Source organism: Pumilibacter intestinalis (assembly GCF_943193005.1).
In the GTDB taxonomy this organism is placed as follows: domain Bacteria; phylum Bacillota; class Clostridia; order Christensenellales; family Pumilibacteraceae; genus Pumilibacter; species Pumilibacter intestinalis.
On record NZ_CALPCH010000004.1, the window covers coordinates 24,962 to 51,048 of the forward strand.

Annotated in this window: 19 protein-coding genes and 2 pseudogenes; 3 read left to right on the plus strand and 18 right to left on the minus strand. The window is 47.8% G+C overall.

Annotated features, from left to right (window positions below; all coding sequences use genetic code 11):
* Positions 1-218 precede the first annotated feature (218 nt).
* Positions 219-1,106, plus strand: coding sequence for an AraC family transcriptional regulator (locus NFR55_RS02855; RefSeq protein WP_251546033.1), 888 nt, complete (start codon positions 219-221; stop codon positions 1,104-1,106).
* Positions 1,107-1,450: 344 nt separating this feature from the next.
* Positions 1,451-2,554 carry a hypothetical protein gene (locus tag NFR55_RS02860; protein WP_251546034.1) on the plus strand — a complete coding sequence of 368 codons (1,104 nt, stop codon included), beginning with the start codon at positions 1,451-1,453 and terminating at the stop codon, positions 2,552-2,554.
* A 4-nt stretch (positions 2,555-2,558) separates the two neighbouring features.
* Here NFR55_RS02860 and metK read toward each other — a convergent pair.
* From metK to NFR55_RS02915, 12 genes and pseudogenes are all read right to left on the minus strand, one after another.
* Positions 2,559-3,275: pseudogene (gene metK, locus NFR55_RS02865) on the minus strand (methionine adenosyltransferase); the annotation flags it as partial.
* A gap of 178 nt (positions 3,276-3,453) precedes the next feature.
* Positions 3,454-3,726: pseudogene (locus NFR55_RS10580) on the minus strand (class I SAM-dependent methyltransferase); the annotation flags it as partial.
* Positions 3,727-3,840: 114 nt separating this feature from the next.
* Complete coding sequence (pnuC, locus tag NFR55_RS02870) at positions 3,841-4,518, minus strand: nicotinamide riboside transporter PnuC (RefSeq protein WP_251546036.1); 678 nt, start codon at positions 4,516-4,518, stop codon at positions 3,841-3,843.
* Positions 4,505-5,641, minus strand: a complete 1,137-nt coding sequence (locus NFR55_RS02875) for a hypothetical protein (RefSeq protein ID WP_251546038.1) — start codon at positions 5,639-5,641, stop codon at positions 4,505-4,507. Before NFR55_RS02875 ends, pnuC begins: the two co-directional genes overlap by 14 nt.
* The gene (locus tag NFR55_RS02880) at positions 5,638-6,906 is read right to left on the minus strand and encodes a glycoside hydrolase 5 family protein (protein WP_251546040.1); all 1,269 of its coding nucleotides are present in this window, start codon (positions 6,904-6,906) and stop codon (positions 5,638-5,640) included. The genes NFR55_RS02875 and NFR55_RS02880 overlap by 4 nt, the downstream gene beginning before the upstream one ends.
* Positions 6,903-7,853 (minus strand): HAD family hydrolase, encoded by a 951-nt coding sequence (locus NFR55_RS02885; RefSeq protein ID WP_251546042.1) that lies wholly within the window; start codon positions 7,851-7,853, stop codon positions 6,903-6,905. Before NFR55_RS02885 ends, NFR55_RS02880 begins: the two co-directional genes overlap by 4 nt.
* Positions 7,850-10,303 (minus strand): glycoside hydrolase family 2 protein, encoded by a 2,454-nt coding sequence (locus NFR55_RS02890; RefSeq protein ID WP_251546044.1) that lies wholly within the window; start codon positions 10,301-10,303, stop codon positions 7,850-7,852. Before NFR55_RS02890 ends, NFR55_RS02885 begins: the two co-directional genes overlap by 4 nt.
* 22 nt (positions 10,304-10,325) lie before the next feature.
* Positions 10,326-11,429 carry a hypothetical protein gene (locus tag NFR55_RS02895; protein ID WP_251546046.1) on the minus strand — a complete coding sequence of 368 codons (1,104 nt, stop codon included), beginning with the start codon at positions 11,427-11,429 and terminating at the stop codon, positions 10,326-10,328.
* Between the two features lie 15 nt (positions 11,430-11,444).
* A complete protein-coding gene (locus NFR55_RS02900; RefSeq protein ID WP_251546048.1) occupies positions 11,445-13,055 on the minus strand; it encodes an ABC transporter substrate-binding protein in 1,611 nt (536 codons plus the stop codon).
* A 21-nt stretch (positions 13,056-13,076) separates the two neighbouring features.
* Complete coding sequence (locus NFR55_RS02905) at positions 13,077-13,943, minus strand: carbohydrate ABC transporter permease (RefSeq protein WP_251546050.1); 867 nt, start codon at positions 13,941-13,943, stop codon at positions 13,077-13,079.
* Positions 13,944-13,952: 9 nt separating this feature from the next.
* Positions 13,953-14,903: an ABC transporter permease gene (locus NFR55_RS02910; protein ID WP_251546052.1), complete on the minus strand. Its 951-nt coding sequence runs from the start codon at positions 14,901-14,903 to the stop codon at positions 13,953-13,955.
* Positions 14,904-14,922: 19 nt separating this feature from the next.
* Positions 14,923-18,480: a DUF5011 domain-containing protein gene (locus NFR55_RS02915; protein ID WP_251546054.1), complete on the minus strand. Its 3,558-nt coding sequence runs from the start codon at positions 18,478-18,480 to the stop codon at positions 14,923-14,925.
* A gap of 239 nt (positions 18,481-18,719) precedes the next feature.
* Here NFR55_RS02915 and NFR55_RS02920 point away from each other — a divergent pair, with 239 nt between their 5' ends.
* The gene (locus NFR55_RS02920) at positions 18,720-19,565 is read left to right on the plus strand and encodes an AraC family transcriptional regulator (RefSeq protein WP_251546056.1); all 846 of its coding nucleotides are present in this window, start codon (positions 18,720-18,722) and stop codon (positions 19,563-19,565) included.
* 145 nt (positions 19,566-19,710) lie between these two features.
* Here NFR55_RS02920 and rdgB read toward each other — a convergent pair whose 3' ends face one another.
* From rdgB to NFR55_RS02950, 6 genes are all read right to left on the minus strand, one after another.
* Complete coding sequence (rdgB, locus tag NFR55_RS02925) at positions 19,711-20,286, minus strand: RdgB/HAM1 family non-canonical purine NTP pyrophosphatase (protein WP_251546058.1); 576 nt, start codon at positions 20,284-20,286, stop codon at positions 19,711-19,713.
* A gap of 105 nt (positions 20,287-20,391) precedes the next feature.
* Complete coding sequence (gene spoIVA / locus NFR55_RS02930; protein WP_251546060.1) at positions 20,392-21,873, minus strand: stage IV sporulation protein A; 1,482 nt, start codon at positions 21,871-21,873, stop codon at positions 20,392-20,394.
* Between the two features lie 64 nt (positions 21,874-21,937).
* Entirely contained in the window at positions 21,938-22,597 is a 660-nt protein-coding gene (locus tag NFR55_RS02935; protein ID WP_251546062.1) for a glycerol-3-phosphate acyltransferase, read from the minus strand.
* A complete protein-coding gene (gene der / locus NFR55_RS02940; RefSeq protein ID WP_251546064.1) occupies positions 22,598-23,917 on the minus strand; it encodes a ribosome biogenesis GTPase Der in 1,320 nt (439 codons plus the stop codon).
* Entirely contained in the window at positions 23,910-25,199 is a 1,290-nt protein-coding gene (locus NFR55_RS02945; RefSeq protein WP_251546066.1) for a DUF512 domain-containing protein, read from the minus strand. Before NFR55_RS02945 ends, der begins: the two co-directional genes overlap by 8 nt.
* Positions 25,200-25,273: 74 nt before the next feature.
* Positions 25,274-26,047, minus strand: a complete 774-nt coding sequence (locus NFR55_RS02950) for a hypothetical protein (RefSeq protein WP_251546068.1) — start codon at positions 26,045-26,047, stop codon at positions 25,274-25,276.
* Positions 26,048-26,087: the final 40 nt, after the last annotated feature.

Below are 26,087 nucleotides of genomic sequence, written 5' to 3' on the forward strand. Positions count from 1 at the left end.
ATTATAAAATGCGAAAGTTGCCATAAGCGAATAATTGTTGAAATTGATAAAGGCAAAATAACCGCTGTTCCGTTAGAATTGGAAAATTAAAAAAAAGTATCCCCACGCAAAGCGTGGGGATACTTTTTTCTTTTAGGTCTATTTTTCTCTCATTAAAATGCAGTAAAAAGAGAGTTGAAAAATTTTATAATATGCTATAATATTTGTGAGGTATAAAAATGGACACTTTGAAACGCTTTAACGCCGCATTGGCATATATCGAGATGAATTTAGACAGTGAAATTGTTAACAAAGAAATATCTAATATTGCGCTATGCTCGATTTATCAGTTTCAAACGCTTTTTGCCGCTATGTCGGGTATAACTTTGGCTGAATATATACGCAATCGGAGATTAGACCGTGCTGCTTTTGATTTGCAAAACACTAATGAAAGAATATCCGAAATTGCATTAAAATACGGTTACGATTCGCCGACCGCGTTTAATAGGGCTTTTCAAAAAATGCACGGTATGCCCCCGAGCAAGGTGCGTTTAGTTAAAGAGTTAAAACTTAAAGCCTTTCCGCCTATAAAATTTCAGCTATGTATAAAAGAAGCAACTATTTTGAATTATCGCATTGTAAAACAAAAAGCATTTCGTATGATTGGGTACAAATTATCTACTTCAACAGATAATTTCAAACAGTTTGAAACCATTCCGCAATTTTGGAATAAAACTTTTGCTAACGGCAATTATCAAAAGCTAATGAAAATCAATTTAGACGAAAGTCATTCCGCAGATGTGATTGAAGGCGTATTGGGTATATGTTCGTTATCAGAACAAGACGAAACTGTTTTAAATTATTATATAGCAACGGCAAGCACCGAAAAATTGCTTGACGGAATGGAAGAATTTTATATTAGAGAGTGTACTTATGCCGTATTCGATTGCAGGGGCAAAATTCCGTTTTCTATACAAGAAACGTCAAAGCGGATATATAATGAGTGGTTGCCCAATTCGGGTTACGAATGGTTAAATGCGCCGGATATAGAAAGATATTTAGACGGCGACCGGACGAGCGACGATTATATTTGCGAATTATGGCTACCCGTAAAACTTAAAAATTAGGTTGAACGAGTGCAAAAGCAACGACATTTTACAAAGTATTTGACAACGTAGCCGATTTTGCGTATAATGAATTTCGAATAGGGGTTCGGAGTGAAAAAATATGAATAGGAAAATCGGTTTTGTTTCTTCCATTGTAATGAGTAGCACCGTTGCGTATTTTTGATTTGTTTATTCGTATCGCTGTTTGCGCAAAACGCGTTTACCGAAAATTTGAGTTATGCTGTTTAATATAGATTTGCTCGGTTACGGGTTGCTCGCTTTTTCCGCATTTTTTATCGGCTTGACTTTGCAACTTGCGTATTATCGACTCTTCATTTCAAAAGCGTAAAAGAGGAAATTCTATAATGCAAGATAAAAGCGATATACTTAATATAGTTCCGCGTTCGGCAGTGGCATATAAACCCGTTTACACGGGCAAGGCGGGCTTTTTTTGTTATATAGCGGGTGCGGTAATGGCTATTCCCCTCGCCGTCTTTATGCTCACGTTTACGATTAACGAACCAAATATATGCGTTAAAATAACAACGGCGTTTTGTTTTGCAATCGCGATTACCGCAGGCACGTTATCCGTAATGCGTTCGGTACGCATAAGCAAAACCTTTTTGTCACGGGCACAAAAAGCAGTGCTTGCGGGCAATAAAGCAACCTCGGCAGTTATAAAGAAAGCTCAAACAAAATACCGAAGATTTAGCTCAAACGGAAGCAAATCGGCATTTAAGCAAATATTTTACGATATCGAATACGACTATTACGACGAACAAAACAAAAAGCAGTCGGGCAAATTCAAGTTAGACTCCTCGGAATTAAACGGAATTGTTTTCGGCGAAGGCGCTCAAATAACGATTGCATTTTCGGGCAATATAAGCGTTCCGATTACGCACTACGAAATAGCCCCTACCGAAAATCCGCCATTGCCGCTCACCGAAAGCGTACCGCCCATACGCCTTGCAAAAAGAAAAATGTGCCCCGTAAGCGAAGCGGCAAAGCAATCAAAACTCGGCACTGTATTTTTACTCGTCGCTCTTGCAATAAATTTTCAGCTCATTATTTGGGGCGGCGATTTCCCCACCTCAACGCCTCTCAATACGTTGCGTAGCGTAACGATATGGCTCGTAATCGCAAGCATAAGCATAGTTCCTTTAGGATACGCCGTATTCCATTTCGGCAAGGCGCACGCAGAAAAAAGCAAGTTTAAGCGTTTACTCGAACACGGAAAACTTACATATGCCGCAGTGAGCAACGCTTATATCAAAAACAACGGTTTACTGCTAAAAGAAAATTCGATATACTCATTTTATACCGAGCACGGTTTGCAAAGCGGCGCGATAAATACCAAACTGCTCGACGAGCAAATGAACAACGTACTTTGCGATTATCTTTCTCCTCCGTATATAAAAACTCTCGTTTTGTATTCCGAAAACGAGAGCATGATTGTGTATTATAAGTAAGCCGTTATAACAAATCGGATTTCAGCTTTTCCGCCGCATTCGTTCGTTCCCAAGAAAACCCGCAGTTTTCCCTACCGAAATGACCGTATGCGGCGGTTTTTGCGTATACGGGACTGCTGGCAAGCCCCGCCGCAACTACGTTCTTGGCGGCGTAACGAGCCGCGTATACCGCGCTACGGTCCACCTTTGTGGGGTCTTTGCCCGAAAACGCTCCTCCGCCGTGACGAGCCGCGCCGCCGTAGGTGTCAACTATTATCTTTCTGCCCGTAAGCCCGCTGTCGCCCGCAGGTCCGCCTATAATGAACCTGCCCGTGGGATTAACGAGAATTTCGGTATCGGTAGAAAGCATATTTTGCGGGACAACGCGCTCGATTACCTCTCGCACTATATCGCGCCGTATTTGCTCTTGCGAAACTCCTTCGTCGTGCTGAGCGGAAACAAGCACCGTGTCTATGCCTACGGGCACGCCGTCGCTATACTTTACCGATACCTGCGTTTTTCCGTCGGGGCGCAAATATCCTATAATACCCTTTTTTCGCACCTCGGAAAGTTTTTGCGCCAACGCATGCGCGAGAGAAATAGGCAGCGGCATAAGCTCGGGAGTTTCGTTGCTCGCGTAACCGAATACCATTCCCTGGTCGCCCGCGCCGATATCGTTTTCGTTGTCGCTGTCTACTCCGCGGGCAATATCCGGCGACTGCCTGTCCAAATGCAAGATTAGTTAAGCGGGCGGCAAGTTTTTCTTTACGTGTGATTGCTTTTTGCGTTTCCCCGAATATTTTTACCGATAAATTTTTGGGCAACGACGTAAAAGGCAATCCGGAAACCACATAGTCCGCTTGCTCATATCCGTGCAAAGCAAGTATTTCGCAAGCGTCTTCCGCGCCGCCATGCACTATTCGGAAATTTTTTTCGCCATCTTCGGGAAATTCTTTTTTAAGTATTTTCACGAATTTGTCGTTTTTCTCTATGGAGATAAGCAACGTATCTTCCCGCTTTCTTTTCAACAGCTCGCGGGTAAAAGAACCCGTTCCCGCTCCGTACTCCACTATAATTTTCGCCGTTTGAAAGTTTATCGGCTCAACCATCTTTTCCGACAAATTTTTTCCGCTCGGCGCGATTGCGCCCACGCTCCTCGGATGCCTTAAAAACTGCATCAAAAATTTACACATCTTAGGTAATGTATCTCCGAAAAATATTATCTAAAACATGATAACATACTCCCCCCCCGTCAAGTTCATGAACGCACTTTTTGAAAATTTCCAGAAATTATTTTTTTGCCGCCGTTATTCGGTACGCTCGGTTGCGGAAACTCCCTTACGGTAGTTTTTGAACCATTGAACCAAACCCCGCACGTTTATTACTGACACCGCGGTTTGCATTACGGCAAACGCAAGCCCCTCGCCCGTGCGCGAAAATTGCACGCTCCATATAATCACGTATAAAAGAGAGCCCGCAAGATTGAAAATCCACATTTCCATATAATTGAAAAACATCAGCGCTACCGTGACCAAACTCACGGCAAGCACCGCGCCGTCCAAAAGCGGTTGCGCGTCGCCTATAAACTTTAATAAAAAGTGCAGTCCCACGGCGGCGGCGGCTCCCGTGCAGACCGAAATCACCCAGCCTTTTATGCCGAGTTTTGAAATATTTGCGGAAATTTCTTTTTTCTTTGCCATAGTCAGTCTGTATATCATAGTCGGCAACAGCGCGAAAGCATGATACGCGGCGGTGGCGTAAAGCGTAGCGAAAAAAGCTATGACCGCGTAACCTAAGGCATACGCTCCGCCCAATAAGTAACCCAATCGTTTTCCGTCGGCAAGCAACAACAAATAAACCACCGCAACAACCGAACAAACCACGTTATACCATTTGTCTTTGCCGAGCACGCCGCACAGCACGACTATTGCGGCGAATAATGCGTACAAACACACCGTCGTTGCCTTACGTTTACTTTCTTTCATTCGCTGTCAATATAAAGTCGTAGGCGGTTACATCGGTACCGTTGTGTCCGAGCAATAACGTAAAGCTATCTCCTTCAAATACTTGCTCCCGTCCCTTTCCGTGATACGACACAAGCCCGTGATAATGACTGCCGAACTTTTGCCCGTCTTTCTCTACGCTTATCGGCTCGCTCCAGTTCAGCAAATCTTCCGACGTCCTAAGTTCCAAATAATCGGCTACGGGCATGGTTTTGCTTCCGGCATTTATCGGCGAAGACGCCATTATGTATTTTTTATACTTCTCCGAATATATTATTCGCGCGTGCCAACCGTTTTTTGCAATCGCGCTCTCTTTACCCAAGTTGCCAGCCTCGCAAAACGCTCCATCGTAATACTTTACAAAATCTCCCATTACTCCGTCGGTGCGCTTGCGCGCCCGAGCCGCAAACACGTCGCACTCGTTAAACGTTCCCTCCTTCATATCCAATTTAAGCTTGTTGTAAAACAGGTAAACGTAGTCGCCGTGCATATCGTTGTAAAACGTGAAATCTCCGCTACCCAAACTTATGAGCCCCGCCTTTTGCCCCTTTACGTTGCCCGCGCCGGGGTTGTAGTTCTCGGTAAAACACACCTCCTCGCCCGTGAGAACCCAACGGTCGAAAGTCCAAGTGCGCCCCTCGTCGTCGGAGTGCATTAGTCCTACGTGCCTGAAGTCGGAATCGTAGCGCGGAGTTTCGCACAGTCCGAACGCGTCGTATGCGCTGCCTCTGCCGTTCCAACCGCTCTCGTTATGAAAATAGCAAAAAAAGCGGTTGGTAACAGGGCATATATATAGCCCGAACGGCCATATACTGCCGCGCGCCTTTACTCCCTCGGGATAGCGTATGCGGTCGAACGCGTAGTCCGCGCTACCCACGCAGAAGTTTAGTTCGGCTCGGTGCGCCTCTTTCATATCATCCAAATCTTTGCCGCTGAACATGCCTATATGCCCCATGTGCGAGTGCCCGCTCATTGCCCACAAAGTTCCTTTGCCGTCGCGGCAAAACGGCACCGTGCCGTCTTGATATATGTCCGCTTTGTTGACAAACGGCGTTTCGTAGCCGTAGCCTACCGTTACGGTGTATTTTTCGAACAAACCTTTCATACTGCCTCCGCATGTTTTTTGTCGAACTCGGCATTGTACTTTTTGATGAATTCGAGCACGCCTTTGCCCTTTACCCAAGTGTGCGAAAAGCTCCATTCGGTAGCTCCCGCGCTCACATTCGGATTGTCGGGATTAAATATCGCGCGGTCGTCGTAATTCCAAAAAAGTGTGAGCGGAAAATCTTTTTTTACCGCAGATTTGCAAATTTCCTCGAAACTCAACAAACAACTCTCCGGCGAGCGGTTACCCGCAATACCTGCACCGGCTTCTCCGAGATAGGGTGCTTTTTTCATTCTCTTGCCCTGCCCAATCAGGTAATCCATAAGTCCGTCCCAATCGGAAAATATTCCTCTATCAGACGTTAAACTTTCGGGATGCTCGTCTATATTTGCATGACCATCGCCGTAAGCATGGGTGCTCACCGCCGTAAAATCTTCGTTAATTATATCCAGTATCTCGTCCGCTTCTTCTTGCGTATCGTTACTTGTTCCCCATCCGCCCGTTTTGTAAAGCTGATACTGTCTGCCGCGCATAATAGCGTCGCCCGTACCTATTATCCTGTTATACGGGTCGTTTTCTCTTACCGTTTGGGTAAACATTTTAGCCGCATTCAAGTAGCTCTCGGTAGTTACTTTGTTATCGCCGTCGGCAACATTAGGCAAATCGCATGATAAATTCAGTTCGTTTGCAAACTCCCATGCGTAAAACGCAGGATGCTCTGCGTAACGACTCACCACTTTCGTCACAAATTCGTTCATATATTTCGCGCTTTTGCTCTCGGGTGTGCGCATTGCCGCCTGCCACGGCTCGCCGAAATAATTCGTAACGGCTGTTATAGCCCAAAAAAACGAAGGCATAAGTCCGATGCCGAGTTCGGCGGCTTTATCCGCCAAAACGTCGAGAACTTCGAAATATTTATCTTCTTTCTTTATAACATATTCCCAGTCGTTCGCGGTATAGCCCGATATGTTAAAGCGTATAACGCGAACGTCGTACTCGGCGAGTATCTCCATAGCGTCAAGCGAATTTTTCGGATTCCACTTGTCATATAAATATACGCGGTTGAGCATGGCATACCAGTTTAAGCCGAGTCCGTAAAATTCTTTTCCGTCTTTCATCATTGTTCCGTCTTCGGCAAGATAGAGCCCGATATGCTCCAGCTTTTCAGGCACGGTAACGTCGTTACTTTCTCCGTTGCTTGTATCGCACGCGCACAACGAAAACATAGTTACAAGTGCGAGCAATAATCCTATAGTCTTTTTCATTTTCCTTTTTCTCCTATAATTATTTTGTAGGCGTCTTTGAGCGACTCGGCGCGGAACGAACACAAATCGCTCATTCCCGACGCGTCGATATTGCCCGAGGTAAGACCTATTACCGAGTAGCCGGCAAGCCGCGCCGACAAAACGCCGCTCGCCGAATCTTCCACCACTATAAGTTTTTCCCTGTTTTTGCACTTAAGACCTGCAACCGCGACTTCTTTATATAGCCACGGATGCGGTTTGGCGCAAAGTTCTCCGAGAGTGGAATATTGTTTGCCGCCTTTTTCCACTCCGCCCATTATTATTTCGTCGTAGAATTCGCGCGGATCGCCCATACCCATTGCCTTAAACGCAGACTCTATCTCGGGTATAGCCTTATAAAACAACCCGCTCGATACGAGCGCAAGTTTAACGCCGCGGCTTTTGAGCCCCGTCAAAAACTCTTTGAGTCCGTCGGCGGGGCGTATCTTCGAATAGTCGCCGCCGCTCGAAAGCGAGGCAAGTTCCCTGCGGCTTATCTCGTAATACGTTTCGGTAACGCCCGCGTATTCGCCCGCGCCGTACTTTTTGAGCGCGTAATCGAGATGATCGGCGGTGGTGTGCCCCGAAACGAACGGAACGTCTTCGGCTGTAAACGATACGTTTTTGCCCGTGAGCTTGCGAACCGTTTGCTCTATCACATATATCCAAAAATCTTCGCTAAGAATACTCGTGCCGTCGAGATCGGTAACCGCATATTCCGCTTGCGGTATAAACGTTGCCTTTTCGAGCGGATACACCGCTATTTGTCCGCCGTAGCCGGTAAGCCCGCACAGCGTTTTATCGCCGCGCTCTATAAACGATATCTTGCCGTCGGCGGTACTGCTTATTTCTCCCGTGCCGTCTTTTCCCGCCTCGAACAGTCCGCCCAAACAGCAAGAAACGCGCGGCAGTAAATTCCCCGCCGTCATGCGGCGCCCTCCGATATTTTTTCGGAGGCGTAATCGCTTACCGTAACGTCCTCTTTTTCAAACGGTGTTTTAGAACATATAGTCACCGTTTTCGTTTCGCCGGGCAGCATATCGAAATAATTGTCGGTAAGAATAGCTCCGTCGGGTGCGTATATGCGCACCGTGCGAGCAAACTCCGCGGCACGGAATGTAAGTTGAAGTTCGTATCGCCCGTTTACATTATCGCAATTGCCGTAAGTTACCGAATAATTCGAAACGAAATTTACGTCTTTATACAGTTTTGTGGCCGTAACGGCAGTGCCCGAATATTCGCCCGCCTTATACTCTATATAAAGCATATCGGCGTCGGGACGCATTTCGCCGAGCTCTACCGCAGAACACGCGGCTACCGTTACGCTTGCGCTACGTTCCTTCTTTCTGCCGCCCGTAGCTCCCACGCAGCCGGTTACTATTTGCGCGGTTACGGGAACTGCGGTATCGTTAACGAGATATCCGAAAAACTTGCCGTTTCCGTCGGGAATTACAGCCGCACGAAAGGGCGCGTACTCTCTTTTTAACGTATAATACGCCATTTTGGGCTGCAGATAGTAGTCTATTACCGACCACGTGCCCGTGGGCCAAATGTCGTCGTACATCCAGTTCATTATGCCGCCGCACTCCGCACGCTTGCGCCGCGCGTTCTGCACCTCTATTTTAAGGCTTTCAGCCTGCGCCGCCATGGCGCGGAGCGCAAATTCCTCGAGGTCGCTTTCTTCGCAAAACAGCAATTTTATCATTTTTTTCTGCACGTCTACAAAGCGCATATCCGCGCCGTACGGATTATCGCAAAAGCGATCGTAATAAACTTCGCCCATGGGCCAAAGTTCGTCTTGGGGAATAAACCGCGGATAAGACTCGGGCACGCATGAACCCATTACGGCGCACTCGCTCGAAAACGATATCTTTTTATTGAACGAGGCGCGCAAAAATTCGTCGTACGAGCCGAGCGCGGGCACTTCGAGCGAAGAACCGTGCGTTTCTCCGCTCTCGGGCTCGTTGTCTATGTCGGAATAACCGTACGGACTTTGTCGCACGTAAGGACGAGTTCCGTCGTAGTGCTCTACAATGCCGCGCAAAGTTATATCCACCAAATCGTCGCCGTATTGCTTGAGCAGTCCGAACGAACCCGTCTTTTCGTTGCCGCCGCACCAGTAAACCAAGCTCGGGTGATTTCTGAGCCGCTTGACCTGAAAAATACCTTCTTCGGTAACGCTTTTAACGAATTCGGCGTTGTTTTCGGGAATATCGGAGCACGCAAACATAAAGTCTTGCCACACCATTATGCCGTAGCGGTCGCAAAGATCGTAAAACACGTCTTTCTCGTAAATACCGCCGCCCCAAACTCTCAGCATATTCATATTGGCGTTGCGCGCCATGGATATAAGCGTTTCGTATTTGGATTCTTGAACCGTGCCCGTAAAACACTCGCAAGGCACCCAGTTGCTACCTTTTGCGAATACGTCTACTCCGTTAACTTCGAGCTTAAAGCCCATTCTATCGCCGCTTATGGGGCGTTGCACGAGCTTAACGCTCCTAAAGCCGAATGTTCCCTCGTATGTATCGATAACTATTTTTCCGCACAAAAGCTCTACCTTGTAAGCATATAAATTGGGTGTGCCGTATCCGTTTGGCATCCAAAGCCGAGGATTTTCGAACTTAAACGAACGAAAATTCTTTTTCCCTTTTACGGGAACGGATACCGAAATAGCATCTTCAAATCCCATACCCGGCTCGCGCTCAATGGTGTAACGCAGGCAATCTGTAGCCGCGAACTCCACAAACTTCTCCTTGCGCACGTTGTAGTTGAGTTCGGTAAAAAGCGTAAAATCACCCTGCGAGTCGGCAGATACGCGTATGTTATCTATCCTGCGCTCCGAAACGTATTCGAGGAGCACGTCGTTCCAAATGCCGTAGCCCGGCAGGTTGGGCGCCCAGTCCCACCCGAAATGGCACTGCGCTTTGCGTAAAAATATCCGCTCGAGATTGAAACAGGCAAAATATCCGCTCGCGTCTATTTTTTTCGTCTTTTCGGCCGTAGAACGCATTATTACCTTAAGCTCGTTTTGCTCTTTCAAGTGCTCGGTAACGTCGTACTCGTAGTGCATAAACATGTTTTCGGTCTTGCCCAAAAGCGCGCCGTTAAGATATATTTCGGAAAAGAGATCTATACCGTAAAACTTAAGTAACGCCCTTTCGCCCTTTTTTATTGCGGGCGCGGTGAAAGCGCGCGAATATTCGTAATCGCGTTCGAATATATTTTTTGCGGCTTTGTAGTTCATGCCCATGTACGGATCGTCGGTTTTTCCCGCTTTGTAGTAGTCTACGGTAATGTCGCCTGGAACGAGAGCGGGTATCTCCTCTCCCGTTTTTATGCAACGCAGATTCCAAATTCCGTTCAAGTTAAATTTCATAGCAAGTAAATATCCTTATAAATTATTTTGTTTGTTTCTTTTTGAACGTTACCGCCGCCGCGCACGCCGCAAGCGCCAAAATGCCCAAAAGAACCGAAGTTCCCGCCGTTACGCTGCCGCAACCGCCGCTACTCTTATCGCCCGAACCGTTCGTGCCGGGTTGCGGAGCGGGCGCAACGCCTGTGCTCTCGTCGAACGTAGCGGTCATTTTGTTTACGTGTATGGTAAAGTTCTTGGTGGTGGCGTCGGCAAGAGGATCGTATGCAAACCAAGAAATATATCCCGCGTCTTCGCGCTTGTCGATATACGCCACGTCGCCGAGCTCCTCGCCCTCGAACGGCATTTCGTCGATAACCGTAAGGCATTTTTCGCCGTCGAAAGTCACGTCGATTTTAATAGCGTCCTTTTCGTCGCCGTTGGCTTTGTAAAGATACTTAACCTCAATTTCAACGTTGTGTTCGCTTTCGTCGTAGCAATCGGCTATGGTTATCGGCTTGAAAAATTCGGGCACGCAGGTTTCAAACGTTCTGCCGTTGGTGGCAACGTCGGTGTCGGCTACGGGATTTACCGTATTCCACTTTGTAAAACTTTGATCGCCGTCGTGACCGTATCTGCGCAACTGCATGCCGAACTCGCTCATTCTCGCGTCTTTGTTACCCTGCACTTCGGTGTTGAACGCAAGCATATAAGGATATCCGCCGTTCGCTTCCCACGGGCAGGCAAGTGCGGGGCCGGTTGCCGTTACGCCCGTGGGACTGTTGCCGAACATTACGCCGAAGAACGAATTCCATCTCGTTTCTTCGGTCATGGGATCGAGCCCCTCGTCGTACTCGAGTTTATAGGTAAACGATATTTTACCCTCTCCCATTTTCGCGCCTGTATACACCGTGCCGACCGTGCTGACGGGCGTTATCGAAAGTCCGCCGTTTTCGTTCCACTCGATCAAGCCCGACGTGGAACTGCCTTTTTGCCAGTCCGATTTCATAGCGAAAATGTTTACGGGTAAAGCCGCCTCATCCGCGGCTGCAGTCTGCGACGAAATTGCGAACAGCATGCATATCGCGAAAGCCGCGGCAAGCACAAAAGCAACCGCCGTAACAAATCTTTTGGTAAAACGATAATTCATTTTTTTAACTCCTTTTTAATTTTTCAACGACTCTACAAACTTGGCATAGTCGGCGTTTATGAAATTTATATAGTTTTTGTACTTTGTCTTAACGTTTTCTTTGAGCGTGGCATGCATGCTCGCCAAAGTCTTGCCGTCGGGAATATCGGCGTCGGACCATGCGTATGCGCGTATGCCCACCGCCTCTATACCGAAGTTTGCAAGCTCGAGCCGCACTTGCCTGTCGTACTTTGCTGACGGAGCAACCATATTCATGCCCTCGTCTACGTAGCCGTTCTCGGGGAACGTTTTGAATCCGCGCACTTCTTGCACCCATTTAGCCTCTTGCTCGGTATAGCCGGCATAAATGCGTTCCGATACGTTCACGTTTGTAAGAAGGGAGTAAAGTCCCGAATACGGAGCTTGCTTTTCGAATTCCTCCCTCTTGTCTTCGGGATACGAGTATGCGGGAGCTCCGTTAACCTCGGCGCGCACCCAATGCTTTCCTTCAATGCCGTATTTTGCAATGTCGTAATTGTCTTTGCTCGAATACAGCCAGTTTATAAACTTGAGCAGCAATTCGGTGTTTTGCCCCTTGTTGGGAACGGTAAGCCCCGAAAAAGCCGTTTCCGTTCTTGAATTACCCCGCGTTTCGGTTTGCCCTTCGGCAATCAGCGGCGCAAGCATAACGCAGTCGGCGCCTATCGAGCTTTTGAGCTTGCGGGCAACGTTTATTTGCGAGGTCACTTCGGGCCAGCACATATAAATAGACGATTTGCCTGCGTAAAAGTTGGTATCGGCTTGACTGTTGCCCGTAGGATTTTCTATCCAAAGTTTTTCGAGTTGGAGCATGCGCTCGTACTCCATAACTTTAAGATACGAGTCGGTAACGTACGCGGGATAAAAAGTGCCGTCTACTATATCGTTGCGCGTGTATCCCATGCAACCGTATACGGGGCCGATAAAGTACTCCAGGTCGTAAGGCGCGGCAACTATAGGTCTGCCGCCTCCGCTCGCCGTTTTGAGTTCGCGTAAAAGCGTAGTGAATTCGTCTATGGTAAGCGACTTATAACCGTCTTTGGCAACGTCGTACTCATCGGGATTAAACTGCGTTTTAGCCATGTGATCGCGGTTTACGAGCATGCCGAACACCGAATTGCGCTCCATTGTGGAAAGCGCGTATATCTTGCCGTTAAACATGCCTTTATGATACGCTCTGCCCTCGGGATCGGTGGTTTCGGTAAACTGCGCAATATAGTTGGGCGCGTATTCCGCTACGAGCGAAGTCAGGTCTTTGAGCTCCTTTTCTTCGGTAATCATAGTGGTAAGCAAAGAGTCGGACGAATAGTGGCTTATTATGCCGTCTATGCGTTCGCTCGACGCGCTTATGGCACCTATCGCCTTTTGAGCCACCGTAGTCGACGGAAACGGCTCGAGTACAAGATTTATGCTCTCGCCCGTATCCTGCAAGAATTTGGCTTCGAGCGCGGCTTTTACTTCGTCGTCGGCGCTACCCACCGCACCGTTGTATTCGAGGAATATTACAACCGTATCGGCTCCGTAATCGTTGCCGCATGCGGTGAAACAACCCGTTACGGCCAACGCCGCGAATACAAGACACATTATTTTACTTATGATTTTTTTCATTGTTTTTATAAGTTCTCCTGTTTATTCTTTAACCGCGCCGTACATCATTCCGTTTATCATATACTTTTGTATTATGGGAAAAACGATGAGTATGGGCACTACCGATATTACGACGGTAGCCATTTTCATCGGCTCGGTGTAACCGCCTATCGCCGAACCAGAAGACGATATGTTTTCTTGCAACAACTGCTGAAGCACGGCGGTAAGCGGCAGCATATATCGGTGAGCGTTATCGAAATACAGTATAGGCCCCGACCACGCGTTCCAAAAAGCCACCGCGTTTGTAAGCACCGCCGTTGATAAAAACGACATAGAAAGCGGCAGATATATGCGAGTGAACACCACCCAGTTATTGCCTCCGTCGATTTTCACGGCTTCTTCCAGCGATTGCGGAATGGAATAGTAAAAATTTCTTATAAGAAAACACGTCCACGGCGCAAGCATTCCCGGCAGTAAAAGCGCGAGCCAGTTGTTTTTAAGCCCCATGTTTACTACGAGTATATAGGTGGGAATAAGTCCGCCCGAAAACAGCATTGCAAAAAGTATCAAGCGCATGAATATGCCGCCGCCCACAAAGTTCTTTTTGCTTAACGGATACGCGGAAAGCGCCGTAACGAAAGTGTGTAAAAGCGTGCCTGCCACGGTATAGAACAAAGAATTGCCTATTGCGCGCACAATCGTAATATCGTCGGCAAACAGCCTAACGTATGCGTCGAAAGTAAATCCTCGCGGAAAGAGCGCGTAACCGTGCGCCAAAAACTCCCCTTCGCCCGTAAGCGACGCCGAAAATATCATTAAAAACGGTATAAGGCAAAACAATCCGAACAACGTAAGTATGGCAATGTTTACTCCGTTGAATATCTTTTGTCCTCTGCTTCTTACTATCATACGGTCACCTCACCACACGCTTTCCACATTGAGTTTTTTTGCGGCAGTGTTCGATACAACCACCAAAATAAACCCGATAAGGCTTTGCGCAAGTCCCATGGCGGTAGACAGCGGAAAATAAATGTAGTTGCCGTTGTTCGCGTATTCGAACACCTTTGTGGATATTACCGAAGTCGTTTCCGAGAGTATGGCGTTTTGCCCCACGAGCGCGTATATTTGCTCGAAATCGTCGGAGAAAATCTTTCCTATAGTAAGAATGAGAGTCATCGATATAAGCGGTCTTATACCAGGCAAAGTTACGGTAAACACCTGCCGCAGCCTGCTCGCTCCGTCTATTTCGGCGGCTTCGTAAAGCTGCGAGTCTATAGAGAGCATTGCCGCCACATACATTATCGTACTCCACCCCAAACATTTCCACAAGTTGGTTATAACGAGTATCGCCCACCATTTATACGGTTCGGCATACCATGAAACGGGATTGCCGCCGAACGCAACTATTATCTTGTTAAGCACTCCGCTGTCGCCGTCTAAAAATACGAGCAACATACCCGAAACTATTACCCAAGAAATAAAGTTCGGCAAATACGACACCATTTGAAAAGTACGCTTGAACACCTTGCCCACAAGTTCGTTTATCAGCAAACTGAGTATTATTCCGAGCGGGAAGTTCACCGCTATTTTGAGACATGACAGCACAACGGTATTGCGAACCATCTTCCAAAACAGCGGATCTTCGAACATCACCTGAAACCATAGAAAGCCCACGTTTTCCGATTCGAATATGGGTATAGACGGCGTATAGTCTATAAACGCCATGTACAACCCGAACATCGGTCCGAACGAAAATATGAGTAGCGACAGCATGCCGGGCAACATCATTACGTACATGCCCCAGTTATGCCGCATATATCTGATTTTGGCTTTGAACTTTTTTCGTCTGCTTACACGCAAGTCTTCCATTAAAAGTTTCTCCGTTTTATTATGCCTGCTGTGTTAATGTACATTCGGTTCCGTCTATGCGCCATTCGAGCATTTCCAGTTTGGCGGAATCGAACACTTGAATTAACGGGTTGTATTCGGAATATACTCTGTCATAGCCGTCGGCGCCTTCAAAGCTCGGCGCCGATATCTTTTGAATGTTGGCGTCGCTTATTATGCCTGCCTTAAGGTCGCTTGCCGAAAGCTCGTATCCTGCATACTTGAAATAATCGTCCCATTCCACCTTTTTGCCGTTTATCCACACATGTATTTGAATACCCGTAAGCTCATTCGAGTCATTATACAGTTCTTCAACCATGTAAGTTACAATCTGCTCGTCGGTGTCGGTATTAAGCAGTTCCTTTATATGCAAGCAACCCAAAATGCTCGTGTAATTATCGTGATAGCTTACATTCATAGCGCCGTTCACGAAAAACGTTAGTTTTATTGCGGAAAGCGCATTAGTGGAATTAGTCGGACGAAGGTAAATGTTGAGCAGTTTTCCTACGTTATTCCAATCCATACCGGTTGTTGCGCCATCCGTAACATTGTTTGCGTTAAGTTTAATCTTTAACGACATCTTTTCATCGTACACTTTTTGAGCGGTGTATTGTATATGCTGTCCGTCAACAGTTGCACTGTCGAGTATGTTCCCTTGAGCGGTTTCTCCGCTTACGGCTATGTCAAGCGTTGCCACAACGTTTTCGCCGTAGAAATAGTAGAGCACTATGTCTTTATTTAGCGAAGGAGTAAACGTACCCCCCCCCGAAAGTTCTTTGAGCGCTATAGAGGTATCTTTGTAACCGAGCTTTGTTACTATGCCGTCGGTAATGGTGGTAGCGCCCATTTTGAACGAGGTTATTACGGGATAAGCAAATTCTTCTCCGAGAGTTGCGCCGAGATTTTCGTGTTCGCCCTGCCATACTATGTCTTTCGCCTCGGCGCTCACGTTTACGCTAACCGTTTTTATAGTAACGTTATTGTAACGGTACATCACTTTGAACCCGGCAATGTATTCGTTGCTTACGGTAAGAGTGTTTTGCATAAACGGAGTTGTGTAGTCTTCGGTTTCTCCGTTTTTGCAAATGAATTTTTGTACTTGCGAAGAAAGGTCTTGTAAATCGTCTTGCGTGCCGTATTTAAGAGTGAGCACGGGCAACGTATATTCGTCGTCAAGATACACGGTAACGTTTTCGTCCGCCGGAACAGTTTCCATAGTGTGGAATACGGGAGCAGATCCGTCAATGGTAATGCCTTTTATAACCGCTTCTTTAATACTGCCTCCGTTGCGGGCAAACGTGAGCCAGCCCGCTTTTGTAAGCTCGGGACGAGAACCGAGCAAACGTGTCGAAAGCACCAAGTTACCATCTCTGTCCGCAACTGTCGAATCCATGCGAGCAACCTTTCCGTCTAACCAAACCTCTATTTTAACGCCTATAAACTCGCCATCGGAATAAAGGTCGGTTACCTGCCAAGCAACTTCTACGAGCCCTTTCGCAAAGTATTCTTTGGCATTAAAAGCGTGAATACCCAATTGCTCGGAATCGTGACCGCTGCTCTTTATGCATATACCCTCGCTGCACACTTCCATAATAAGTCCATTGGGCCAACCGAACGAATTGAAACCGTTTGTGCCGGGCGCATAGTCGAGGCTTTTGCCGCCGCGCATATTTATTTCTACCCAGTTTATTCCGTCGCCCGAATTCCATGCGGTGGCAACGTTCAAGTCAAGCAACACGCGCACTTTTTCGGAGTATATCTTGTTGTGAGCATAGCCCAGTCCGCCGAGCCCCACACCGAAAAGTTCACTGTATTCGGTGTTGTTCGTCATGTAAAAGTCGGCAAGCGAAATATCGGTTTTATCGTTTATAACCGTTACGGGAACTTCCAAAACGGTGGTAAGATTGTTATAATCGGTAACGCTGTAACGTATATAGTGCTTGCCTGCGCTGTAAAGCGTTACGCTTTCTACGGCCGCCAAAGATTTTGCCTCTGCGCCGATAAGCGAAATTTCCACAAACTCGAGCACGTCGTCGCCGAAAGAGTCTATTGCGCTCTCCACTGCTGGAACGGTAACCGTTTCGCCCACGTTTACGGTTATATTTTCAGTTTCGCCTCTGAGCGTTATGGTAGGCGCAACAGTGCTCGCCCCTTTGCTTACCGAAAACTCGTAGTCGGCATACGCTATGTTTCCGCTCCTGTCGGTAACGTAATATCTTATAGAGTGTCTGCCGAACATGTCGGGAGTAAACGTATTGCCGTCGAGTTCCTCTTTATCTCCGTTCGGTTTGGTAACGGTTATCTTAATGCGACTCGTTATGTTTTCGTAGTCGTTGCCGTCTTCGGCGGTAGCGGCTTCAAACGCTATGTCCGAATCCTTAACGTAAGACGCTTCGGGCGCGGACGTTACGAGTTTTGGCGTTTCTATATAAGCTTCTTCGTTAAAAGTAAGCGCCTTTAAGGCAAACACGTCGTCAGAGCTTCCGTTTCGCCACGCGCCCAAATTGAACCAGCCTCCGAATTTGTCTTCGTCGAACATATCTGCGAGTTCGGCGTCGAACGTTTGCTGTCCGTAATACTCGAGCGCGGCCGTTTCAGTGATTTCGGAGGTATACTTCGGCGACGACGAAACGGGCGCGTCAATCCAAATCTCGGTTTTTATCTTCTTTTCGCCTCCGTCGGTTATAAGCGTGTTGCGCACCGATAAAGTATGGTCTTTACCGTCCAAAAGTTTTTCGTTAAGTTCCCCGCAACTCATAAGAAGATTTTTGTTGCTTATGCTCGCAAAATACGGCTCTATCTTAGAAGACAATATTCTGAATGCCAAACGCTTGGCATTGCCCAAAACGCCTTCTTCACCGTCGGGAGCGGCGACGGCGTAGTTGCCGCTCATGTGCGCTCCCACCACGTAAAACATAGTGCCGTCGGCAGTCGCGTTGAAACGTATCGAGTACGAGTCGCCGCTCTTTATTTTCTTGCCGCCGTAAGCAACCGAAGGCGCACTATGCCCCGCCGCAAGCGAAATGTATCCGTATTCGTCAATTTCTCCGCCTGCGCCGTCTTCGGAAAATACCCACTGTTCTTTATTTGCAACATACTGTTGCGTGCGCGCCTCGCTCGATGCTCCCACCGTAAGCGTTACGGTTTTGCGCGCCGACTTATTGGCGCTGTTCTTAACGTTGTATATTACCTGATATTCGCCCACTTTTGTCGGAGTAAACGAATTTGTTATGTTGCCCGCCGCACCTTCCTGCGGATTTTCTTCGGGATAAACGTATATGTAATCCCTGTCAAAATACACCTGTACTTTTACTTGCGCCGAAATATCGCCGTCTTCTTCGTCAAGCGCGGTTGCCGCCGGCAAAGTTACGGCAACCCCTACCGTGCCAGTAAGAGTAGCATCGTTAACCGTAAGCGTTGGCGCGGTACGCACGGGATTTGTTATGGGCGGCGCTTCGTCGTTCCCCTCTTTATCCCCGCATGCCATGCATGCCAAAGCGCACGCACAGCACACAAGCACTGCACATATCGCCAGAGAAAAAGTTTTTAACTTTTTCATTCTCATATTTACCTCCTTGTTTTTTATAATACAAACGCTTTTCTTGCGAAAAGTCGAATATATACTCGTACTGCGTAATTTTATTACACATCCATTATAAGGCAAAATTCGCGCGATTTCTTGTCTTAATATGCCATTAAGTTGTGATTTTCTGCCAAAACTTAAATACAGTTTGAAATTTATATTGCTTTTTTGCCTAAAGCCTTGAAATTTCGATAAAACCGTGATATAATGAAAGCATGGTTACAGCAAATCACGCAAACGATTTCACATTCAAAGATAGTCCGTTTCATTTTCACCTTTACAAACGTTCCGTCATAGAACCGCATAATCACGACTATTGGGAATTTTTCATAATTCTTCAAGGTCAAACTACTCATTGTACCGTTTCTCCGCAAAACGGAAACGAACAAAGCATAATAGTCAAAAAGGGTATGGGCGCCCTCGTTCACCCTTCAGACATACACTACTTTTCGAAAAGTTCGTCCGACTTTTTGCAACTCAATCTCGCAATAACAGACGAACAACTGAAAAAAGTATTCGATTTTTTTACGCCTGAACTTTATGACCAACTTGCAGCCATAAAAGAGCCCGTGTTTTACAATATAGAACAAAAAGTAATGGACGAAATAAATAACAATATCGTTTTGGCGCAAGTGCTCTCCGAAAACGATATCGAAAAATACAATTCCTATATGAAATTTATTTGGATGGACGTTATAAAAACGGTATACCGAGTTAACTCGAACGAAGTTAAACAATATCCTCTATGGCTAAACGAATTCATACAAAAAATCGTTATTCCGCCCAACATAGTAAGCCCCGTCACCGAACTGCATAAATTAACATATTTCAGTTACCGCCATCTTGCAAGGTTGTTTCACAGCTACGTAGGCATTACGCTCAGCGACTATATGCAAAACGCAAAAATGCAATATGCAGCAATGTTGTTGCGCACAACCGATAACGGTATTCTCGCGATATCGTCGGAATTAGGTTACGATAGTTTGAGTCATTTTATACACGTATTCAAGCAAGTATACAACATGACACCCAAAGAATATCGCCATTCTTCGACAAAGTAAACAGGTAAAACTCACCTACTACGTCAAAAAAAGTTGCGACTGCGTAAAAAAGCCGTATTCGTTAAACACGGCTACAGATTCGACGGCGAATTCGATGTAATTAAAAATTTTATCTACACATAACTGCCGTTTACGGCACGAGCGTTCACCGAGCCAGTTTTTTCACAAGTTCGGCAAGTGCGCGGTAGCGGTGACTCACCGAGTTTTTCTCTTCGGGGGAAGCAATTCCGAAAGATTTGCATAGTTCGGTCGAATAAAACAACGGGTCGTATCCGAAGCCACCGTTCCCCTCCGCTTTGTGCAAAATTCGCCCCTCTACCTTGCCCGTGGCAACGAATTCGCCGCGCTTACATACGAGCGCAATCGCGCTCACGAAACGAGCGGAGCGGTCCGTTACGCCGCGCATATTCTCAAGCAGTAAGTTGTTGTTGTCTTCGTCCGCGCCGTGATTGCCCGCGTAACGCGCCGAATAAACCCCGGGTGCGCCGCCGAGCGCGTCTACGCACAGTCCGCTGTCGTCGCTCAGTGCGGCGAGTCCGGTGTGCTCGAATACGTAACGCGCCTTGATTAGCGCGTTCTCCTCGAACGTGTCGCCTGTTTCGTCTATATCTACGCTTATGCCTATATCCGCCATGGGAACTATTTCGTAAACGCCCTTGAGTATCTCCGCAACCTCGGCTATTTTGCCCTTATTCTTGCTCGCAACTATCAGTTTTTCCATTTGTTTCTCCTACCGTTTATCGTTACGCGATATATAAACATTATAACACGGGCAAACAAAAAAAGCAAACCGCCGAAGCGATTTGCTCTTTATTGCGACTATTAATTACAGCAATATGCAGATTATGCCGCCCTTGCCTTCGTTCACAATGCGCGACAGGGTTTTGCGCATCTTTTTCTGCGTTTCGTCGGGCATTGACGTGAGCTTGTTGTTAAGCCCTTCTTTTACGAGCATGTGAAGCGACTTTCCGAACATGTTGGTTTCCCAAATGCCTTTGGGGTCGTTCTCGAACTCGCTTAACAAATATTTCACAAGCTCTTCGCTTTGCTGTTCGGTGCCCACAACGGGATTAACTTCGGTTTGGATATCCACGCGCATTATGTGCAGACTGGGCGCGGAAGCGCGCAAACGGACTCCGAAACGCGAACCCTGCTTAACCATTTGCGGTTCTTCGAGAGTCATATCGTCCATGGTGGGCGTAACAACTCCGTAGCCCGTTTCTTTCACCTGCTCGAGAGCTTCCGCAAGTTTGTCGTATTCGCGCTTTGCAACCGCAAGCGATTTCATTTGAGCCATGAGCGCGAAATCGTCGGCTATATCCATGCCGCACTGTTCGCCGAGAGCCTTATAAAACAGTTCGGGGCGAGCGTTAACCATGTAAGTTACTTTGCCTTTATCGAGCTCTACGTTCTCCACCTGCGGCTGCAAGAATGAGTCGGAGTCCTCGAAAAGAGCTTCGGGCTGTTTGTAGTCCGCCATGCGCTTCATGGTTTCGCTCGAGGCAAGCAAATTATCCACAAGCGAGCGAATTATGCCGTCTTCGAGCGGCAGAGCCTGTAACCACTTGCTTATTTTCACCTCTATATCCATAAGAGGGAATTCCATGAGCACGCGTTCGAACATCTGCGTTATATCGTCGGCGGTGAGATTGAGAACGTCGAGCGGCATTACGGGTGTTGCGTATTTCTCTTCGAGTTGCAATGCGAGTTTCACCGTTTCTTTAGACTTGGGTACGGTGGAGTTGAGAACTATTATAAACGGCTTGCCGAGCTCTTTAAGCTCGTTTATTGCGCGTTCCTCGGCGGCAACGTAAGCCGCACGCGGCAGTTCCGTTGCTATCGAGCCGTCGGTGGTCATCACCACCCCTATGGTGGAATGGTCGCTTATAACTTTGCGCGTGCCTATATCCGCGGCGTCCACAAAAGATATTTCTTCTTCCGACCACGGAGTTTTAACCATGCGCGGCTTTTCGCCGTCCATGTGTCCGTTTGCGCCGTCTACCATGTAACCTACGCAATCCACAAGACGAACCTTAACGTCAACGTCGTCGGCGATAGACACCGACACCGCTTCGTTGGGCACGAATTTGGGCTGAGTGGTCATAATCGTTTTGCCGTTCGCACTCTGCGGCAGCTCGTCTTTCATTCTCTCGAGCACGTGCTTGTTTTCCACTTTGGGTACTACGAGTTTTTCCATAAAATTCGTAATAAACGTCGATTTGCCCGCACGCACGGGGCCTACGACTCCTACATAGATATCTCCGCCGGTGCGGCTGCGGATATCGCTGTAGATATCGAATTTTTCCATATATGCAGTCTCCTTTCCTGACTTGATAATAGAGTATATGACCGCACACCCCGAGTTTATGACACTAATTAGTTTTACGCTTTTTATGCTTTCCGAAAAGTATTACCCGCCCCTCGTTGCCGCCGTACAGTTTGAGCACGTTTTTCCTGTGCGCAAAAAGAGTAAGGCAGAACAGCGCAAATAGGAGCACGAGGCAAGCGGTGTTTCCGCCCGTAGCCGATAGCGAAAACACGTTAAGGGCTATGGGGAAAGATATTATGATAAACGACGTAATAGAACCGATATGAAAGAATATGAGAAAGAGCGCGCCTACCGTAAAGGATATGAGAGTTGCCCACCAGTTAATCACAAGGCACACGCCCACAGAACTCGCTATGCCCTTGCCGCCGTGAAACTTATAAAACACGGGAAATATATGCCCCACTATAACGCACAGCGCACCCACGTAAAGTCCTATTTTGTCCGCGCCGAAGCTCCAAGGCTCGCCGCAAACAAACCAACCTATAAGACAGGGCACTGCTCCTTTGAGAGCGTCGAGAATTAGCGTGAGCACCCCTATGAGCTTGCCGAAATTGCGAAACATGTTCATAGTGCCGGGATTGCCGCTGCCCAACTTTCTTATATCGTTGCGTTTTAGTTTGGAAATGAATATAGCCGAATTGAAATTGCCGAGCAGATAAGCTATAACCGACACCGCGGCAAATTTAATTACAGTGTACCACATTTACACGTCCTCTTTCTTTTTATTGAACACGAGCTTTATTGGCGTGCCCGTGAAATCGAACGCTTTTCGCAATCGGTTCTCGAGATAACGCCTGTACGAAAAATGCACGAGAGTATCGTCGTTTACGAAAAACACGAATTTGGGCGGATTGGTTTCCGCTTGCGTTGCGTAATATATTTTGAGCCTTCTGCCCGAAAAAGCGGGCGGCTCGTTCATGGCAACCGCTTCGCTCACCACGTCGTTGAGCGTGCCCGTGGGTATGCGCTTTGACGCGCTCGCATACGCTTCTTCGGCAAAGTCTATTACCTTTTCAACGCGCTGACCCGTTTGCACGGAGATAAACAGCGTTTTAACGTAGTTCATAAACGCCAGGTCGGCGGAAATCTTTTCGTTGAACTTGTTTACCGTGTAGGCGTCTTTTTCTATCTTGTCCCACTTGTTCACAACCACCACGCACGGTTTGCCCTGCTCGTGCACGAAACCCGCTATCTTAACGTCTTGCTCGGAAAGCTCTTCGCTCGCGTCGAACATAACGAGCACTACGTCGGCTCGTTTCACTGCCGCGAGCGAACGCAAAACGCTGTAACTTTCCACGCTGTCGTCGTCTATACTGCGCTTGCGGCGCATGCCGGCGGTGTCTATAAGAACGTAGTCCTTGCCGTTATATCTAAACGGCGTGTCTATCGCGTCGCGCGTAGTGCCCGCAACGTCGCTCACTATAACGCGCTTAAAGCCGAGCAACTTATTCACTATAGAGGATTTACCCACGTTGGGTTTGCCCACAACGGCAATACTGAGAGCGGCAGAGTCTTGACTCGAGTCCGCTTTGGGAAGCAGTTTCACAATCTCGTCGAGCAAGTCTCCCAACCCTTTCGACTGCTCGCAAGATATGGGTATGGGCTCGCCCAGCCCGAGCTCGTAAAAATCATACAGCTTTTCAAGCTCGAAATTATCAAGCTTGTTCACCGCCAAAAGCACGTTCTTTCCGCAAGAGCGAAGCATGTTCGCCACGTCGTAGTCGGTGGATACAACGCCGCTTTTCGCGTCGGCGAAAAACAGTATTACGTCCGCCATATCTATGGCAACGCGAGCCTGTGAAAGTATGTGTTTGCCCATGGGGTCGTCGGTGCGAAGGTCTATGCCGCCCGTGTCTATGAGCGTAAACTCCGTCCCGCACCATTCCGCGTCGGCTATTATATAGTCGCGCGTAACGCCCGGCGTATCCTTTATTATGGAAATACGTTTTCCGCAAATTTTATTGAAAAACGTGGATTTGCCCACGTTGGGTCGCCCCACTACGGCAACAAGCGGTTTAGCCATTTTGTTTCACTCCGATAATTTCTTTGACGAAACTCTCTCCGTCGGGTTGATTTACTTTTATTTTCACTCCGAGCTCTCTTTCGAGTTCGGATAAAGTCATGCCGTCCAAAAACACGTCGCAAGTTTCGCGCAACATCACTCGCGGCAATATAAGCGCGTGTCCGAGCGGCTTGCCCTTTAGCTGAGCCGCGATATCTCTGCCCACTATCAAGCCCGCAACGGTAACGCTCTCGCCGAAAAAGTCGTTTCGTATCTTATACACGCGTATCTTTCCGCCCAATTTCTCTTGCGTTTTCTTCGCGCACTCGCATATGAGCGGATATGCCGACTCTCCCGTGGCTATGCTTATTTCGCCCGCACTTTCGCCATCGCACTTATCGAGCGCAAACTCGAAATCGTGCTTAAACGCCGCTATAAGCCCTATGCCGTTTTCTATTTGGCTGAAATCTTCGTAAGCCTCGTACGGCGGTATTTCTTTTTCGGCTTTAAGATACAGTTCGTCGGCGGCAAATACGTAACGCGTGCCGCGCTCGGCGAGCAACTTTTTCTGCCATTTCTCCACAACGGCGATTACCTTTTGCGCACTCGCTTTATCCACCTTTTTTATAAGAGGGTTGCAATTGCGCGTAAGTCCAACCGGCACTACCGCAAGGCTTTGGGTATACGGATAAATATCCGTTATGGTTTCGTCCAAATCGTCGTTAAACGTGGGGCAATAAACGATTTGCGCGTGTATCTTTATACCGCCCCCGTGCAATTTTTTAAGTTGCGCCTTAATATCGGGTATGGGCGTTTTCTGCCCGCACGTGCCGAGCAACTTGCTTCGCAACTCGCCGTTCGAGGTGTGAACGCTCACATACAGCGGCGAAAGTCCTATGCGAATTATGCGCTCGAGCTCCCTGTCGGTAACATTAGTGAGAGTAACGTAATTGCCGAATATAAAGCTGTGGCGGTAGTCGTCGTCTTTAACCCGCAACGTATTGCGCAGTTCTTCGCGCGGAAGCTGGTCCACAAAGCAAAACACGCAGTTGTTACGGCACGAGCGCACGGGAATATCGCGGCTCAATTCCAATCCGAGGTCTTCGTAGTCGTACTTTTCTATTTCGTAGTCCACTACCTCGTCGCCGCTACGCACTCGCATGGTGAAATTCTCGCAACTGTTGTAATAGTCGTAGTCGAGCACGTCGGTAACCGAAAAACCGTCGAACGCCAAAAGTTCGTCGCCCGCCGCAATGCCGAGCTCCGCCGCTATACCGTTTTCGTTCACCTCGAGAATTTCCATACCGAAATATTGTAACATAAAAAAGACGGATTGTCCACAAAATCCGTCTCGGTGCAAAATATTTGGTTTGAGTTTCAGTCTTTTATATCGTCGTGAAAGTATTCGTCGTATATATCGTCTTCTTCCGCGGGCGGTATGAGGTCGTCGGCGTCGCCTATGGGCAAGAACTTGTGTTCGTCGTCGAAGTCGTTGTCTTCAGCCGCCTCGGTGTTGTAAAGCACGGGCGCGTGCGCCGAACGCGTAGCCGCAGAGTTGCGCTCCACCGCGCGTATTATCACGTTCGCAACCTCGAGAGTTACCGAGCCCACGATTGCGGAAAGCACGAGCGAATCGAATATTCCGTTAAGCCCGAGCTCGAACATAACGGTGTTGCCTATCGCAAAGCGGAATAGCATAGCCGAAATAAAGTCGCCGAGCACTATGCCGCCGAGCGTGGACGCGAGCGCGGCGAGCCTGTGCTGACCTATTATATACGAAACAATTCCGCCCGCAAAACCCACTATGAGTATGGACGCGATTGCGGCGGTGTAGCTAACGGGCGGGAACGCCACGCGAGCGGCGAGAGTGACTCCCGCAACAGAAAGCGCACCCACTATCGCCCGTAAAAGCCCCGCGTTTGCGCCTATGGCGAACATTGCAACCGCCCCGAGCATTACGGGCAGGAAAAATCCCGCGTAAGAGAGCGACACCGTTCCGAGCGTGAGCGGCGGAAACACCGCGGCTACGGCAAACGCGAGCACTATCAAAAAAGCCACCCAATTCGCAACGCCCATTTTTGCAAAGTACCTATCGGTAAGACCGAAAAATATAAGTACCGCGAGCACCGCGAGAAGTATCATACCAATCATAAAAAAATTGCCTCCCGTATAATGGTAGACAATTTTTCGT

Bases quoted from the DNA above. Each gene is read 5' to 3' on its own strand.
- NFR55_RS02875 (WP_251546038.1), bottom strand. From the start codon at position 5,641: ATGAAAGGTTTGTTCGAAAAATACACCGTAACGGTAGGCTACGGCTAC.
- NFR55_RS02915 (WP_251546054.1), bottom strand. From the start codon at position 18,480: ATGAAAAAGTTAAAAACTTTTTCTCTGGCGATATGTGCAGTGCTTGTG.
- NFR55_RS02895 (WP_251546046.1), bottom strand. From the start codon at position 11,429: ATGAATTATCGTTTTACCAAAAGATTTGTTACGGCGGTTGCTTTTGTG.
- spoIVA (WP_251546060.1), bottom strand. From the start codon at position 21,873: ATGGAAAAATTCGATATCTACAGCGATATCCGCAGCCGCACCGGCGGA.
- NFR55_RS02900 (WP_251546048.1), bottom strand. From the start codon at position 13,055: ATGAAAAAAATCATAAGTAAAATAATGTGTCTTGTATTCGCGGCGTTG.
- NFR55_RS02950 (WP_251546068.1), bottom strand. From the start codon at position 26,047: ATGATTGGTATGATACTTCTCGCGGTGCTCGCGGTACTTATATTTTTC.
- der (WP_251546064.1), bottom strand. From the start codon at position 23,917: ATGGCTAAACCGCTTGTTGCCGTAGTGGGGCGACCCAACGTGGGCAAA.
- NFR55_RS02910 (WP_251546052.1), bottom strand. From the start codon at position 14,903: ATGGAAGACTTGCGTGTAAGCAGACGAAAAAAGTTCAAAGCCAAAATC.
- NFR55_RS02945 (WP_251546066.1), bottom strand. From the start codon at position 25,199: ATGGAAATTCTCGAGGTGAACGAAAACGGTATAGCGGCGGAGCTCGGC.
- pnuC (WP_251546036.1), bottom strand. From the start codon at position 4,518: ATGAAAGAAAGTAAACGTAAGGCAACGACGGTGTGTTTGTACGCATTA.
- NFR55_RS02855 (WP_251546033.1), top strand. From the start codon at position 219: ATGGACACTTTGAAACGCTTTAACGCCGCATTGGCATATATCGAGATG.
- NFR55_RS02890 (WP_251546044.1), bottom strand. From the start codon at position 10,303: ATGAAATTTAACTTGAACGGAATTTGGAATCTGCGTTGCATAAAAACG.
- NFR55_RS02880 (WP_251546040.1), bottom strand. From the start codon at position 6,906: ATGAAAAAGACTATAGGATTATTGCTCGCACTTGTAACTATGTTTTCG.
- NFR55_RS02920 (WP_251546056.1), top strand. From the start codon at position 18,720: ATGGTTACAGCAAATCACGCAAACGATTTCACATTCAAAGATAGTCCG.
- NFR55_RS02935 (WP_251546062.1), bottom strand. From the start codon at position 22,597: ATGTGGTACACTGTAATTAAATTTGCCGCGGTGTCGGTTATAGCTTAT.
- NFR55_RS02860 (WP_251546034.1), top strand. From the start codon at position 1,451: ATGCAAGATAAAAGCGATATACTTAATATAGTTCCGCGTTCGGCAGTG.
- NFR55_RS02905 (WP_251546050.1), bottom strand. From the start codon at position 13,943: ATGATAGTAAGAAGCAGAGGACAAAAGATATTCAACGGAGTAAACATT.
- rdgB (WP_251546058.1), bottom strand. From the start codon at position 20,286: ATGGAAAAACTGATAGTTGCGAGCAAGAATAAGGGCAAAATAGCCGAG.
- NFR55_RS02885 (WP_251546042.1), bottom strand. From the start codon at position 7,853: ATGACGGCGGGGAATTTACTGCCGCGCGTTTCTTGCTGTTTGGGCGGA.